18 protein-coding genes are annotated in these 13,969 nt (G+C 28.6%); 13 read left to right on the top strand and 5 right to left on the bottom strand.

What is annotated here, in order from left to right; all coding sequences use genetic code 11:
- Positions 1–2: 2 nt before the first annotated feature.
- Both KQI41_RS14050 and KQI41_RS14045 read left to right on the top strand, forming a co-directional pair.
- Positions 3–344, top strand: coding sequence for a P-II family nitrogen regulator (locus KQI41_RS14050; RefSeq protein ID WP_154438625.1), 342 nt, complete (start codon positions 3–5; stop codon positions 342–344).
- Between the two features lie 63 nt (positions 345–407).
- Entirely contained in the window at positions 408–692 is a 285-nt protein-coding gene (locus KQI41_RS14045; protein WP_154438623.1) for a hypothetical protein, read from the top strand.
- A gap of 27 nt (positions 693–719) precedes the next feature.
- On the opposite strand, the gene KQI41_RS14040 is transcribed toward KQI41_RS14045, so the two are convergent.
- Together KQI41_RS14040 and KQI41_RS14035 are read right to left on the bottom strand one after the other, a co-directional pair.
- On the bottom strand, positions 720–1,589 hold the full coding sequence (locus KQI41_RS14040) for a S41 family peptidase (protein WP_216585501.1): 870 nt from the start codon (positions 1,587–1,589) through the stop codon (positions 720–722).
- Between the two features lie 18 nt (positions 1,590–1,607).
- Positions 1,608–2,174, bottom strand: a complete 567-nt coding sequence (locus KQI41_RS14035) for a hypothetical protein (RefSeq protein WP_154438619.1) — start codon at positions 2,172–2,174, stop codon at positions 1,608–1,610.
- Positions 2,175–2,427: 253 nt separating this feature from the next.
- Between KQI41_RS14035 and proC the strand changes: the two genes are divergently transcribed.
- The 8 genes from proC (at position 2,428) to KQI41_RS13995 (ending at position 9,577) form a co-directional block, all read left to right on the top strand.
- A complete protein-coding gene (proC, locus tag KQI41_RS14030; protein ID WP_154438617.1) occupies positions 2,428–3,234 on the top strand; it encodes a pyrroline-5-carboxylate reductase in 807 nt (268 codons plus the stop codon).
- 148 nt (positions 3,235–3,382) lie between these two features.
- Complete coding sequence (locus KQI41_RS14025; protein WP_195838080.1) at positions 3,383–4,480, top strand: IS4 family transposase; 1,098 nt, start codon at positions 3,383–3,385, stop codon at positions 4,478–4,480.
- Positions 4,481–4,736: 256 nt separating this feature from the next.
- Positions 4,737–5,099 (top strand): GntR family transcriptional regulator, encoded by a 363-nt coding sequence (locus KQI41_RS14020; RefSeq protein WP_154442748.1) that lies wholly within the window; start codon positions 4,737–4,739, stop codon positions 5,097–5,099.
- Positions 5,099–5,797 (top strand): ABC transporter ATP-binding protein, encoded by a 699-nt coding sequence (locus KQI41_RS14015; protein WP_154442746.1) that lies wholly within the window; start codon positions 5,099–5,101, stop codon positions 5,795–5,797. The genes KQI41_RS14020 and KQI41_RS14015 overlap by 1 nt, the downstream gene beginning before the upstream one ends.
- A 10-nt stretch (positions 5,798–5,807) precedes the next feature.
- Positions 5,808–6,653, top strand: coding sequence for a hypothetical protein (locus tag KQI41_RS14010; RefSeq protein ID WP_154442744.1), 846 nt, complete (start codon positions 5,808–5,810; stop codon positions 6,651–6,653).
- A gap of 101 nt (positions 6,654–6,754) precedes the next feature.
- Positions 6,755–7,981, top strand: a complete 1,227-nt coding sequence (locus KQI41_RS14005) for a M48 family metallopeptidase (RefSeq protein ID WP_154442742.1) — start codon at positions 6,755–6,757, stop codon at positions 7,979–7,981.
- Positions 7,982–8,060: 79 nt separating this feature from the next.
- Entirely contained in the window at positions 8,061–8,450 is a 390-nt protein-coding gene (locus KQI41_RS14000) for a GntR family transcriptional regulator (RefSeq protein ID WP_154442740.1), read from the top strand.
- A gap of 11 nt (positions 8,451–8,461) precedes the next feature.
- Positions 8,462–9,577 (top strand): DUF1648 domain-containing protein, encoded by a 1,116-nt coding sequence (locus KQI41_RS13995; RefSeq protein WP_154442738.1) that lies wholly within the window; start codon positions 8,462–8,464, stop codon positions 9,575–9,577.
- Between the two features lie 47 nt (positions 9,578–9,624).
- Here KQI41_RS13995 and KQI41_RS13990 read toward each other — a convergent pair whose 3' ends face one another.
- From KQI41_RS13990 to KQI41_RS13980, 3 genes are all read right to left on the bottom strand, one after another.
- Positions 9,625–9,861, bottom strand: a complete 237-nt coding sequence (locus KQI41_RS13990) for a hypothetical protein (protein WP_154442736.1) — start codon at positions 9,859–9,861, stop codon at positions 9,625–9,627.
- A 74-nt stretch (positions 9,862–9,935) separates the two neighbouring features.
- Positions 9,936–10,148 carry a CDIF630_02480 family spore surface protein gene (locus tag KQI41_RS13985; RefSeq protein ID WP_154442734.1) on the bottom strand — a complete coding sequence of 71 codons (213 nt, stop codon included), beginning with the start codon at positions 10,146–10,148 and terminating at the stop codon, positions 9,936–9,938.
- 66 nt (positions 10,149–10,214) lie between these two features.
- A complete protein-coding gene (locus KQI41_RS13980) occupies positions 10,215–11,147 on the bottom strand; it encodes a VanW family protein (RefSeq protein ID WP_216585500.1) in 933 nt (310 codons plus the stop codon).
- Between the two features lie 201 nt (positions 11,148–11,348).
- On the opposite strand from KQI41_RS13980, the gene KQI41_RS13975 reads away from it, so the two are divergent.
- From KQI41_RS13975 to KQI41_RS19175, 3 genes are all read left to right on the top strand, one after another.
- Positions 11,349–11,831, top strand: coding sequence for an AI-2E family transporter (locus KQI41_RS13975; protein WP_195838046.1), 483 nt, complete (start codon positions 11,349–11,351; stop codon positions 11,829–11,831).
- A 1-nt stretch (position 11,832) separates the two neighbouring features.
- A complete protein-coding gene (locus KQI41_RS13970) occupies positions 11,833–12,423 on the top strand; it encodes an HD domain-containing protein (protein ID WP_154442730.1) in 591 nt (196 codons plus the stop codon).
- A gap of 313 nt (positions 12,424–12,736) precedes the next feature.
- Positions 12,737–13,702: a BclA C-terminal domain-containing protein gene (locus KQI41_RS19175; RefSeq protein ID WP_195838045.1), complete on the top strand. Its 966-nt coding sequence runs from the start codon at positions 12,737–12,739 to the stop codon at positions 13,700–13,702.
- The last annotated feature ends 267 nt before the right edge of the window (positions 13,703–13,969 follow it).

Here is a 13,969-nt window from a genome sequence, read left to right as displayed (position 1 = left end):
ATATGAATATTTTATTTTTAGTTCTTAATGAAACGGAGTATTTAGATGAAATTTTAGATGGATTTGTAGAGGTGGGAGTAAAAGGGGCAACTATATTAGATAGCCAAGGAATGGGAAGTGCATTATTAAATGGTGGAAAAGATATACCTTTTTTTGGCGTTCTAAGAAACTTACGTGATGATGCTAGACCTTATAATAAAACAATATTTACTGTAATAGAAGATGATGAAATTTTAGATAAGGCAGTTAATATTGTAAAAGAAGTATTGGGAGATATGGAAAAGCCAGGAGTAGGACTTATGTTTACATTGCCAGTAGGAAAAATTTACGGAATGAGAGATTAATAGGAATAGCCCCTCTAATACAAGCATAATATCATTATAAGGATATTCTTAGGGGGGATAAAATTGTTTGATGATTTTATGAGTGCAGATATTTTAACCACATTTGTAGGACTTACAACTGCTGTGACAGTTATAGTACAATTTACCAAATCAATAGTTAAAAAGAAGTTTGGAGATTCGTCCGTTAGATTTTATTCTTTTTTTATTGCATTGATATTAACTCTTGTATTTAAAAGAGGCAGTAGTGGTATAGAGGGAATTGTATTGGCGGTTATAAATGCAGTAATGATAACTATGGCAAGCACTGGAGGATACCATATGTTATCAGATCCAATGGCAACAAAATAAGATGAAAAAGTATCTTGAACTAAGAGTTTAAGATACTTTTTTAATATATTTAATTATTCTATCTAAAGACTCCTCAGGTTTAACCCATAAATCAGGAAGAATTCCTAAACCATCAATATTTTGGAAGTCTTTGCTAATATATATCTTATGAGATATATAAATGGGAATATTTGAGTTAGGAAGAACAGCTGAATTACAATTACCTGTTAGCATACATCCATTTGAATTTGTACCTATTAAAGTTACATTATCTAATTTTTTGAGATAATATATAAGAAATTCTGATGCAGAAGATGTTTTTTTATCCATTAGTACAAATATATTTGTTTTATTATCCATGGGTTTAAAATCTGCATATTCTATGGGACTCCATCCAGGAAAATATTTTTGACTTTCATATTGTGATATTATTTCTAAACAATCATCTTTAACATTATCTGGCTCATTTTCCTTTGATTCAAATTTATGCCTAGATAAATCAATACTAGTATTTGTATATAAACCAGATTCAACTATATCTTTTCTAAGTTTGGTTCCAAAAAATCCTTCATACCACTTTTCTATATTAATCATATTCCCCCCAATATTACCTCGTAAATCTATAACTATAGTATCTTTTCCTCTAAGAACTTTGCTATCATTTATAAAATCATCTATAGAATTATCGGAAGCTTTAATTCTAGATAGAGAATTTACTTGTATAATAGGAATATTTTCTATCTCATAATGTTTATAACTGCTACTAATTTCTTTATATAAAGGTATGTATTCAAATAGACTAATTCTTTTCTTTAAAACCAAGCTATCAGATTCTAACAATAGGTCTATAGGTATGGAAGTACTATCCTCATTAGATAAGATTCCTAAACTATAAACAATATTTCCATCCTCATCCAAGGATTTTCTCATGTAATGTCAAGGAGTTTCATTATTGATTCTTTTTAAATAGTATCTTTTATTGTCAATAGAAGTATAAAGTCCCTTATTATCCCTAAGAAAACTTATTTTATTTGTACTAAAATATTTAGTATAAGTACATAGTGTATGGTTGTCCACAGCAAAATGGGAATCTTGTATAAAGTTTAGTTCAGATAATATAATATTTAAAAAAGCTTCTCTAGAAATATTGTTTCCTATAATCTCTTTAATGGACCATATCATATTTTTTTTAGCAATATCAAAGGTATTGTCTCCTCCAAAGAACTCATATCCTGCATACCCATATTTCAATAAACTAAGTAAATATTCAATATCTGATATTGCTTTGTTTTTTTCAATCAAATCTACTTTAATATTATGATGATTATTATTAATTATGGGCAGTTCTTCACTAAAACTATTATAATTGTATAATAGAGTACTAAATTCAGATTTTATTTGAAATAAATGTTTCATATAATTTATTGTATACTCTAAATTAAAATCAATAAAGAGAATGAATAAGACCATTAAGAAAATATATAGGGGTTTTCTCTTTTTCAATCAAATCACCTTCTTTACAAGAAATAGAGAACTATGTATTATATATTTAATAAACACAATAATATCAGAATTAACAGAAAACTATAATCTGTAATTCATTATATTCACAAACTAAATCTTTTGTCAATGGTTGAAATCAATATGGTATTTTATTGGAGAAAGTCATATTATATATTTCTATATATAAATTCTTATATTATGGTATATTAGATAGTAAATAAGTATTTGACATTTATTAAATAAGGAGGTAAAAATGAATAAGACAATAGGATTTATAGGATGTGGAAATATGGCTAAAGCAATAATGGGAGGATTAATAAAGTCAAAATTAATTCTTCCTGAGAATATATTGGCTTCAGCGAAGACTAAGGATACTTTGGAGAAAATAGAAAAAGAATATAGTATAAAAACTACCTTAGATAATAAAGAAGTAGCGAGAAAAGTAGACTATTTAATATTAGCAGTAAAACCTTATATGTATGATATAGTTTTAAAAGAAATAAAAAGAGAAGTCAGAAAAGAAACCATAGTTATTACCATAGCAGCAGGAATAAGTATGGATTATATGAAGAGAAATTTGGGAGAGGATATACTAGTAGTTAAAACAATGCCCAACACTCCAGCTATGGTAGGTGAGGGAATAACAGCCTTAGTATTAGATAAAGGAATAAATGGAAATCAAAAGGATGAAATAATAAATATATTTAATAGTTTTGGTAAAACAGAAATATTAGAAGAAAGTCTTATGGATGGATTTAGTGCTTTATGTGGTTCATCTCCTGCTTATGTATATATGATGATAGAAGCCATGGCAGATGGTGGAGTAATGCAGGGGATACCAAGAAAACAAGCATATAAAATGGCAGCTCAAGCAGTTTTAGGTGCAGCTAAAATGGTTTTAGAAACAGGAATTCATCCAGGAGAGTTAAAAGACAATGTATGTTCACCGAAGGGTACAACAATAGAAGCAGTGGCTAAATTAGAAGAAATGGGATTTAAATCAAGTATTATTGAAGCTATTAGAGTATGCACAGAGAAATCCAAGAAAATCAGTGAATAGTCAATAAATAAAAATAGGCTCTTAGGGTACTAGTGTTGCATTAAAGAAATAATTACAGGTTGACATGGAAAAATTTATATAATGAAAAAAAGAACCCCTTGTGTTAAATTGTTTTTGACTAGAAAACAATGAAATGGGGTTCTTTTTTATGGTTCAATATAATAATAAAACAGTTTTTAGTAAATTAATAGAAGTAATAAATGGAAATAAGTTAAATTATATAATTAATAAATATAATTCAGATTATAGGATTCAACATTTTAACACTAAATCTCATGTTTTTTCCATGCTTTATCTTCAGTTAAGTAATACGAAAAGCTTAAGAGGCTTAATTGATAAATTAAATTATAGTCCAAAATTACAACGAACAGTTAATGTTCCAAGCCTTTCACAACTTTCAAGGAAGAATGCCAATAGAGACTATAGAATATTTGAAGAACTTTATTATAGCATGATAAATATGGCTAAAAAGGAGTTAGGAATTAAGAAATCTAATGAAAAATTTAAAGAAATTAAGGCTTTTGATTCAACAGTTATTACAATAGCTTCCTCTTTAGCACCTGAATTATTTTTTGAAGGTAAGTCATCAGGAATAAAGATTAGTACTTTATTGAATATATCTCAAAGCCTACCTGAAAAAGTAAATATTGTACCTGCAAAAATTAATGATAGAAAGTGTATTGATGACTTTTTTGATGATAAGGATACATTATATCTCTTTGATAGAGGTTACTATAATTATAATTGGTATGATAATTTGACTGACAATGGATATAAGTTCATTACAAGACAAAATACTAATGCTGTAATTGAGGAAATAAGATCAACTTATGTTGAGAACGAATTAGTATTTGATGCTGAAATCACCTTAGGAACTGATTACAGTAAAAATAAAACACATAATAAATATAGAGAAATTCTAACCTTTGATGAAGAGGGGAAAGAAATAAGATTTCTTACAAATGTATTTGATATAGAAGCTGAAGAAATTATGGAATTATATAGATTGAGATGGAAAATAGAACTTTTCTTTAAATGGGTTAAGCAAAACTTAAAAATAAAGAAATGGTTAGGCCATAATCAAAATGCTGTTAAAATACAAATATATTCAGCATTAATATCTTATGTAATACTAGCTTTATTAAAGACAAGAATGAAAATTAAATCTTCTATGATTTCAATAAGTAGAATAATTGAAGTAAATTTATTAGAAGAATCATCAGTTTTAAATTTATTAAGTGGTTAAGCTTTTAAAAAAAGTATTTCTTTTCTAGCCTTGGTTTTCCATACGTAATAGATGGTAAATATATGATATATAGTATAATATTGACAAAATGGATGCTGTATTTAGAGCATCCATTTTGTCAAAGCTTAAATTTTACATTAATGCAACACTAGTACTCTTAGGGCTTATTTTTTTTCATAAATAATCATTGACAATCATAGGGTTATAGTGTACTATATAATTAATACACTAAGACGATAAGGAAAGAGGTGGAGAAATGATATTTAATGATAATTTACCAATTTATTCTCAGATTATGAATTTGATTAGAAAGAAAATAGTATCAGGAGAGTTGAAAGGAGGAGATAAATTGACATCAGTTAGAGAAACATCTACAGAACTAAAGGTAAATCCAAATACAATACAAAGAGCTTATCAAGAACTAGAAAGAGAAGGTTTAGTATTTACACAAAGAGGTATGGGAACTTTTGTTACGGAAGATATGAAAATTATAAAGGATTTAAAGAATAATATGGCTTCAAATATTATAAAGTCATTTTTAGCAGACATGGAATCTCTGGGATTTACTTCAAAGGATATAATAGAATTAATTAATGAAAGAGTAAAGGAGGTTAAGTAATGGAAAATATCATAGAAATTAAAGGGCTTACTAAATCCTATCTTAATAAAAAGGCATTAAATAATGTAGATTTAAATTTAGAAAAAGGAAAAGTTATTGGAATCTTAGGTCCAAATGGTAGTGGAAAAACTACTATGATTAAGATAATTACAGGAATACTTAGACAATCTAAAGGAGACATTTTAGTAGATGGCAAAAAACCAGGAGTATATACAAAGTCTGTAGTATCCTATTTACCAGATAGAAACTTTTTATATGAGTGGATGAATATACAAGATGGAATTAACTTCTATAAAGATTTTTATACAGACTTTGATGAGAATAAGGCATATGAATTATTAAAGTTTATGAAATTAGATAGAAATGCAAAGATAAGTTCACTTTCTAAGGGAATGACAGAAAAATTAAATTTGACTTTAGTTTTATCAAGAAAAGCTAAGGTCTATGTATTAGATGAACCAATAGCAGGAGTAGACCCAGTAGCAAGAGATCAAATCCTTGATGCCATAATAAATAACTATGACAAAGAAAGTACCATGTTAATTACAACCCATTTAGTTAGAGATATGGAAAATATCTTTGATGATGTAGTATTTCTAAGGGATGGGGAAATTTATTTAACAGGAAATGCAGAAGACCTTAGGGAAGAAAAAGGTATGCAAATAGATGAACTTTATAAAGAAATATTTGGTGAATAGGAGGGGTAAAATGAGAAAATATATGAAATATGAAATAAAAGGAAGTTATAAATTTATTTTAGGTATAATAGCCATAGTATTAATTGCATCAACTATTATACAACTTAATATATCTAAACAAATGAAGCTTGACATGATGGGTTCAGGAAATGATATTACAGGTTTTGGAACATTTATGCTAATTGCATCAATAGCAGTCATATTTGGAGCATTCCTAACAGCGTTTTTTCAGATCATAGGATCCTTTAGAAAAGAACTATATGAGGATAGAGGTTACTTGACATTTACACTACCTCTCACTGGAAATCAAATACTTGGAAGTAAAATAATAGTTGCTTTATTATGGTATTTAGCTTTAGGACTTTCCATAGTTATATATAACCTATTACTTGCATTCATTTTATTTGGTGGAGAATGGATAAAAGTTGGAAAGGAAATATTCAATATGATAAATTCTGGAGTGTTTTCTCTAGGGATAATATCAGGATTATCAGTTATTATGACTCAAATTCTAATTTATTTCTCCATGGCTTTAAGTAAGGTAAGTGTAAGAAATAAAAAGATTGGTGGTCTATGGTTCATAATATTTATAATATTAAATGCTTTAACTAGCTATTTAGTTTTTAAAATTAGCAGTGTATTTCCATACTTCTTAGATTTAAGTACTTTTAAAGTATTGCATCAGTATGAAGCACATTCCTTAATGAATATAGTTGGTAATGTACAGGGGCAGACAATAATGCTTGGAAATAATAATATTTTTATAAATATAATTGGTAGTCTATCACAAATAGTAATTTCTGTATTGGCTTTTATAACTACAGGACATATAATAGAAAAGAAAATAGATCTATAAAAAATAAGGAATTAATTTTCCTTATTTTTTTCTATATCATAAATAAAAAAAATTTAGAATAAAATAACTAATAGGGTAAATTATATAGAAGAGGTGATACTATGACTAAAAAACTCAAACTAACTATTTCCATATTCTTCTTATTGCTATTAATTTTTATTGGGATAGTTTTAACTAGTGAATATACAAATATGAAAAACATAAGGGCTGAATATTCAGATTTATCGGAAGAATCCTATAATCTTAGAAAGGATAGTCTGAGAGTGTGGGGAATAAGGCTGATATTACAATTTTTTATACCATTGATATTTCTTACATCAAGACTATCTAGTGGAATAAGATCTTTAATAGAGAGAAAATCTTTGTTTTTAACTGGATTATTTTATGGAATTATATTTTTTACTCTAATGTTTATAATAAACCTTCCATTAAACTATTATAGTTCTTTTTACTTAAGTCACAAATATGGTTTGTCTAATCAAACATTCTATAGATGGCTGGAAGTCTCCCTTAAAAGCTTTATAGTAAATGATTTATTAATATGTCTTTTTATATTTGTACCATTTTATATAATAAAGAGAAGTCCTAAAACTTGGTGGTTACAATTATCTGTTTTAGCCATACCAGTAATTATATTTATGGTATTTATTTCACCTTTTGTAGTAGACCCTATATTTAACAAATACACATCTATAGAGGATGAAAAGCTAGGTAAAGAAATAACAGAACTTCTACATAAGGCAGATATAGGAGATGCTAGTATATATAAGGTAGATAAATCTAAGGATACTAAGACTATGAACGCCTATATGACAGGAGTATTTCATTCTAAGAGAATAGTGTTATGGGATACAACTATTAATAATTTAGATGAAAAAGAAGTTTTAAGTATAACAGCACATGAAATAGGTCATTATGTAAAGGGACATATTTGGAAAAATATTATTCAAAGTAGTTTTAGTATAGTATTGTTATTATTTTTAGTCCATATTACATCAACTTGGATACTTAAATCATCACATGAAACTTTTGGGATAAAAAAACTTCATGATATAGCTGCACTGCCACTTTTGCTCGTGGTTTTAAACTTTTATTCATTTATAGGATCACCAATTATGAATTATTTTTCTAGAGAAATGGAGATAGAGGCAGATGCCTATGAGATTACTTTAACAGAAGATAGAGAGTCAGCCATATCTGCCATGGAAAAATTATATAAAGAAAGTTTAGGGCTTCCTCGTCCAAGTAATATATATAAAATATGGTATTTTACACATCCTACATTAGAAGATAGATTGGAGTTTTATAGAAATTATCCTCTTGATTAAATCAAGAGGATTTTTATACATTGACAAGACTAAATCATCTGTTATATTATTTATATAACAGAATGAGAGGATGAAGCCTATGTTGCTTAAAATAGATTTTGAGTCTGAAACCCCTATATATGAACAGCTTAGACGGCAGATTATAATAGGAATAGCCAAAGGAGAGCTGGAAGCAGGAGAAGAGCTTCCATCTGTTAGACAATTAGGTGGAGATATTGGAATAAATCTTCACACTGTAAACAAAACATATAATATATTAAAGAATGAAGGCTATTTAATCATTGATAGAAGAAAAGGAGCCATGATAAAGGATAACCTACCACAGGCAGAAGAAGAATATTTGCGAATTTTGAAAGAGGAGTTAAATTACTTAATAGCAGATAGCAAAAATAGAAATATAGATAAAGAAGAATTTATAAAAATTTGTTCAGATATATATGATGAAATTATAGATAAAAGTCACAAATAAGAGGTGATAAGATGCCTGAAAAGATGATTACAATATTATTCTATTGGTTTACTTTACTGATATTGCTTATACTTCAAATATTAACTCCTGAAATAACTAGAAAAAACATACTTTTAGGAGTAAAGATACCAGGGGATAAAATGAAAACAGAGGAAGTTAAAAATATTATAAAAGGATTTAGGAAAGAAACTCTTATGGTAGGTGTACCTGCATTGATTTTAACTCCTATTTTAGTATATTATTTAGAGTACATTTATATATTTGATATTTCAATTTTTCTATATTTAGGATTACTTTTTACTATATATCTACGATGGAATAAAAAATTAAAGAAGTTAAAAGAGGAAAATGATTGGAGATATTTAAGTAAAGGTGTAGTAGTGGTAGATATGAAATTTAGCAGGGATAAGGCAAAAACAACTATAATATCTAGGAAATGGTTTATAATTCCCATACTAATAATTGTAATAAGTACATTACTTTCTATTAAAATGTATCCATTTTTACCAGATAAAGTAGCCACTCATTGGGATTGGAAAGGAAATATTGATGGTTATATGGATAAATCCATGTTCACAGCTTTGTTGATTCCTATGAGACAATTTTTGATGGCTATAGTATTATATATAACCTATTATTTTTCTATAACTGCAAAGCAACAGATAAATTCAAGAAATCCAGAAGATTCATTAAGAAGAAATATTATATTTAGAAAAGTATGGTCTATTTACTTTATAATATTACTGGTATTAATCGAAGTCTTTTTTACTGTTGTAAATATGTTGGTTTTAGGAATTATAAAATATAATGCTTTAATTAATATTTTAGGGGGAATTACTTTTGGATTTGCAATTATAGTCTCTGTAATTTTAAGCATAGTAGTTGGGCAAGGTGGAGATAGACTAAAACTAAAGGATAGTAAAGAAACTCTAAGTGACTATGATATAGATGATGATAGATTATGGAAGCTAGGAAATACGATTTACTATAATCCAGAAGATGTATCTATATTTGTAGAGAAAAGAGTGGGAGTAGGCTGGACAATTAATGCAGGAAGACCAATTGGTATGGCTATTATGATATTACCAATTATTATAGCAATATTAACTATAATAGTTGTGAAATAAAATAGAAATTTTAAATATAAAGAACTAAAGTGATGGAATCCATCACTTTAGTTGTGTCTAGAAGCTAAATCATTTAATAAGTCGGAAGTCAACGTATTAATATCTTTCATATGTTGGTTAAGTTTATTAAATTTAGCTGTTAATTCTTTATCTTTTGTATTTCCCAAGTCGTTGGCATTAAGCAACATATTTATACTTGTGAAATGCTCCATGCTAGAAAAGTTGTTTTCTTCTATTTTTTTAGCTTGATTCAGTATTTCTGCAATTGCTTTTGGGTTTTCCATACAATCATCCTCTCATAATTCATATGATTAGTATGCCTAAATATATAAAAAATATCATAAAAAATAGCCATAGGCTATTTTTTATTTACATCATCTACCCATTCCTTTGCAGATACAACTGCATCATAGGTTGGTATTGAAACTTTTGATTCTGGTATTTTCTCTTCTGTATCGTAATATATATCTGTTGGTGAATATCCAAAATGAGGATCTCTATGGTTTTTATATGTTCCAGTTGATGATAAATTTTCAGTTTTAGCATTTAAACTTCTTTTATCCTTTTTCATTTAAAAACCTCCTTAAAAGATTTAATGATTTATTATATAATACCCAATAAATTTTAAAATATAAAATTAATTGGTTTCAATTACTTTAGGTAATGGCTGATAATGACTAATTCCCATATTTTTTATAATATAATGTCCATCGCCATAAGTGATTGTAATAGTTGATTTTACAGTTGCACCATCCATACCATTTAATACAGTTTTCATTTCACCAGAATTTAATTTTTCATTTTTGATATATTTTGTAGATGGAGCTACAATATCTTTTACTTCATGGTTCCAAATTACTTTAGGAGGCTTTTCACTTCCATAAAATCCCATATATAGTCTATTATCAATCATTTCTGTCCAAATCAATATGGAACTTTCAGTAGTATTTTTAAATCTAAGATCCTTTACTCCATATGCCACTGTTGCATCTTGACCATAAGGTACATAGTTAATAGGCATGGAGTGGTTGTGTCTTTCTATGATTTCAAGATTAGATAAGACTGCTAAGTTGTAAAGGGTAGTGGCAACCTTGCATACACCTCCACCTTCAGTCATTATAATATTTCCACCTATATAAGATGCACCTTCTTTGAATCCTCTGACTTTAGTATAAGGACCTATATTGGTATTTTGAGAAAATATATCTGAAGGTTTAACTACTAGTCCTTTAGCTTTTCTAGCTGCTAAATTAACATTATATTCTTCACCAGGTAAAGGATCCTTGAGAACTGCACAAAATCCTGCAATAAGAGTGGGAGTATTATGTTTCTCCTTAGCCTTTAAAAATTCTTTATCATTTCTCCAAGGCATATTGCTTACTTCAGAAGAAGCTTCAGGAATATCATATCTATCTTTAATTTTATTAATAATAAATTCTACTTCACCACTTATGTTATTAGAATTTTTCATCAAAGTCTTATATTTATTTTGATTATCAATAGAATAGACATTATTTGATAATAATATGGTTAAGCTAAGGGATAAAATTATTTTTTGAAATTTTCTCATAAAAAGACCTCCATTATTTATGTGTTAGTATTATAGTTTCTTGATTTTATAGAAAAAATATTCTTATGTTAATTGCCATTATATGTAATGTAATAAAATAAAAATAATTTACTGTTTTGAGGATTTTATATTTATTAGAGGAATAGGTATGGTATAATTTCAAATAATAGAATTAATGATGTATAATATAGGAGAATGATAATGGCTAATAAAATGGAGTTTTTAAAAAAAATAATAAATGATACAGAAAAAGGTATTAAAGGTTATATAAAGGCTCAGGTTAAATTAATGTTTATAACCTTTATTATTATGAGTATAGGATTAACTATAATAGATGTTCCCTATGTAATATTGATTTCTTTAGGAATTGCAATATTAGATATAATTCCAGTTCTAGGGGCAGGATTAGTTATGATTCCTTGGTCTATAATTAGTTTTATAGCAGGGCAAAATAAGATGGGAATTAATTTATCCATTATATATATTGTCTTGTTGATTTTAAGGCAAATAATAGAACCCAAAATAGTAGGAAAAGAAATAGGACTTAGACCACTTTATACATTTGTTGCAACTATATTAGGTGCTGCAATCTTAGGTCCATTAGGAGTTATACTTGGACCCATAATAGCCATAATAATTAATTCAATTGCAAGAATAAAAAAGGATTCAGATGAGGAGAGATAAAATGATAAGTAAAAGACTTATGAAAGATATAGAATTTATAGTGGAATTAGATAAAATGAAAAGCATATTAAGGCAGACAAGCTTAATCAATGAAGACAGGAGAGAAGATGATGCACAGCACTCATGGCATATATCAATAATGGCAATGGTATTGGGAGAATATTCCAATGAAAAGATAGATATATGTAAGGTGATAAAAATGTTACTTACTCATGATTTAGTAGAAATTTATGCAGGAGATACTTTCTGTTATGATAAAAAAGGAAATGAAGATAAGAAAGAAAGAGAAATAAAAGCGGCAGAAAAAATATTTGGAATATTAGAAGAAGATAAAGGTAAACAATTCAGAGAATTGTGGGATGAATTTGAAGAAGGTGAAACAGCAGAAGCGCTATTTGCAGCTTCTATGGATAGACTTCAGCCAATGTTAAATAATTATAATAATGATGGTGGAACTTGGAGAAAATTTAATGTATCAAAAGAAGATATATATAAGAGAATAGAACCAGTGAAAAAATCTTCAGACCAATTATGGGAATTTGTTGAGAGTATGATTGAAGATGGAGCTAGGAAAGGTTTAATTCAACATTAGTGATTAGTTTTTATTTAATATAGAAAGTAGAATGGATAGATTATAATTTCCATTCTACTTTTTAATTTTTATTGAAGATAAATAATTTATAAATGATTGTAACACTTTTTTGGCTTGTACATAGACTGATAATGGGAACAGAAAATTGCAGCTTAATATAAAATCCCACTAGATTATGACAAAAGCTTCTATTGAAGCGTTAGATGTAACTTTTGTTGAAACTCACCTACGGAAAGTTCATTATTTATAAAAGATAAAAAATATAACTTTCCCTATTGGTTATAAAAATTATGATAAAAGGAAGGGGTAAACAATGGGTTATAGTATAATACCAAATCAATCTAATTCATGTGTAGTACCAAGAGGATTCTCTAATAAACGAGACTATTCGCTTTTAGATAATGCTATGATGAGATATTATCAAGAAAATGGATATTCATGTTCATGTTGTGGAGGATGTATGCCATGGCCACCATGTCCGCCGAATCCACCATGTCCACCATATCCACCACATCCACCGTGTCCACCATATCCACCATGTCCACCGAATCCACCATATCCTGGACAATGTTGTTGTCGTGGACCAAGGGGACCACAAGGACCACAAGGACCAATGGGTCCACAAGGCCAAGCAGGACCACAAGGACCAATGGGTCCACAAGGTCCAATAGGAGCAACAGGTCCGGAGGGTCCACAAGGCCCAGCAGGCCCAACAGGAGCAACAGGCCCAATAGGACCAGTAGGTCCAGAAGGTCCACAAGGTCCAGCAGGAGCAACAGGAGCAACAGGTCCAGAAGGTCCACAGGGACCAATAGGTCCAGAAGGCCCACAGGGACCAATAGGTCCAGAAGGTCCACAGGGACCACCAGGAGTTGCAGTTACTGAAAATTCTATGAATGCACAGAATGCAACTGGAGACACTATCCTTGTAGCATTAGGTGGTACTACTATAAGTCTGCCTGATAATCAAAACTTAGATGATTTTACTGTTAATGGAACAAATACTGTCTTTACAGTTCCTGAAACTGGAACTTATCTAATAACTTACCAGATTAATGTAACCGTAGCTTTGCTTATATCTTCTAGAGTACTTCGCAATGGTACAGCAATTCCAGGTTCTGTTTTCTCTCCAATAGCTTCTGTAACAGGTTATACTGCTACTACTATAACTACACTGAATGCAGGAGATCAGCTTGAGCTTCAATTATTTGGCTTAGTAGGTACAGCAATACTTCAAACTGGTGCAGGTGCAACTATGACTGTAGTACGTCTTGCTTAATTCCATTTGTACGGAATATATGTAAGAAGCTATGTTCTTGTATATCTTTCAATATAAAAATATTTAATGTAGATAACGCTATTCACTTAGAAGTAAAATCTTAGGTCTAGAGGAGTTTAGCTCCTTCTAGACCTAAATTTATTTTATAACCAATAAGTAATTAAATAAGACTTTGACTCAATATTTTTTGAATCTTGTGATAGAAGATATATGATTATATATGGATATTGAAAGGATATGAATAGTTAGATATAATTAGTCCATAGG

The sequence above is a fragment of the Tissierella pigra genome (assembly GCF_018917845.1).
Classification (GTDB): domain Bacteria; phylum Bacillota; class Clostridia; order Tissierellales; family Tissierellaceae; genus Tissierella; species Tissierella pigra.
Note: the sequence above shows the minus strand (reverse complement) of the source record. Positions and strands in the feature narration are given on the sequence as shown.

Bases quoted from the DNA above. Each gene is read 5' to 3' on its own strand.
- KQI41_RS14050 (WP_154438625.1), top strand. From the start codon at position 3: ATGAATATTTTATTTTTAGTTCTTAATGAAACGGAGTATTTAGATGAA.
- proC (WP_154438617.1), top strand. From the start codon at position 2,428: ATGAATAAGACAATAGGATTTATAGGATGTGGAAATATGGCTAAAGCA.
- KQI41_RS14025 (WP_195838080.1), top strand. From the start codon at position 3,383: ATGGTTCAATATAATAATAAAACAGTTTTTAGTAAATTAATAGAAGTA.
- KQI41_RS14020 (WP_154442748.1), top strand. From the start codon at position 4,737: ATGATATTTAATGATAATTTACCAATTTATTCTCAGATTATGAATTTG.
- KQI41_RS14015 (WP_154442746.1), top strand. From the start codon at position 5,099: ATGGAAAATATCATAGAAATTAAAGGGCTTACTAAATCCTATCTTAAT.
- KQI41_RS14010 (WP_154442744.1), top strand. From the start codon at position 5,808: ATGAGAAAATATATGAAATATGAAATAAAAGGAAGTTATAAATTTATT.
- KQI41_RS14005 (WP_154442742.1), top strand. From the start codon at position 6,755: ATGACTAAAAAACTCAAACTAACTATTTCCATATTCTTCTTATTGCTA.
- KQI41_RS14000 (WP_154442740.1), top strand. From the start codon at position 8,061: ATGTTGCTTAAAATAGATTTTGAGTCTGAAACCCCTATATATGAACAG.
- KQI41_RS13995 (WP_154442738.1), top strand. From the start codon at position 8,462: ATGCCTGAAAAGATGATTACAATATTATTCTATTGGTTTACTTTACTG.
- KQI41_RS13990 (WP_154442736.1), bottom strand. From the start codon at position 9,861: ATGGAAAACCCAAAAGCAATTGCAGAAATACTGAATCAAGCTAAAAAA.
- KQI41_RS13985 (WP_154442734.1), bottom strand. From the start codon at position 10,148: ATGAAAAAGGATAAAAGAAGTTTAAATGCTAAAACTGAAAATTTATCA.
- KQI41_RS13980 (WP_216585500.1), bottom strand. From the start codon at position 11,147: ATGAGAAAATTTCAAAAAATAATTTTATCCCTTAGCTTAACCATATTA.
- KQI41_RS13975 (WP_195838046.1), top strand. From the start codon at position 11,349: ATGGCTAATAAAATGGAGTTTTTAAAAAAAATAATAAATGATACAGAA.
- KQI41_RS13970 (WP_154442730.1), top strand. From the start codon at position 11,833: ATGATAAGTAAAAGACTTATGAAAGATATAGAATTTATAGTGGAATTA.
- KQI41_RS19175 (WP_195838045.1), top strand. From the start codon at position 12,737: ATGGGTTATAGTATAATACCAAATCAATCTAATTCATGTGTAGTACCA.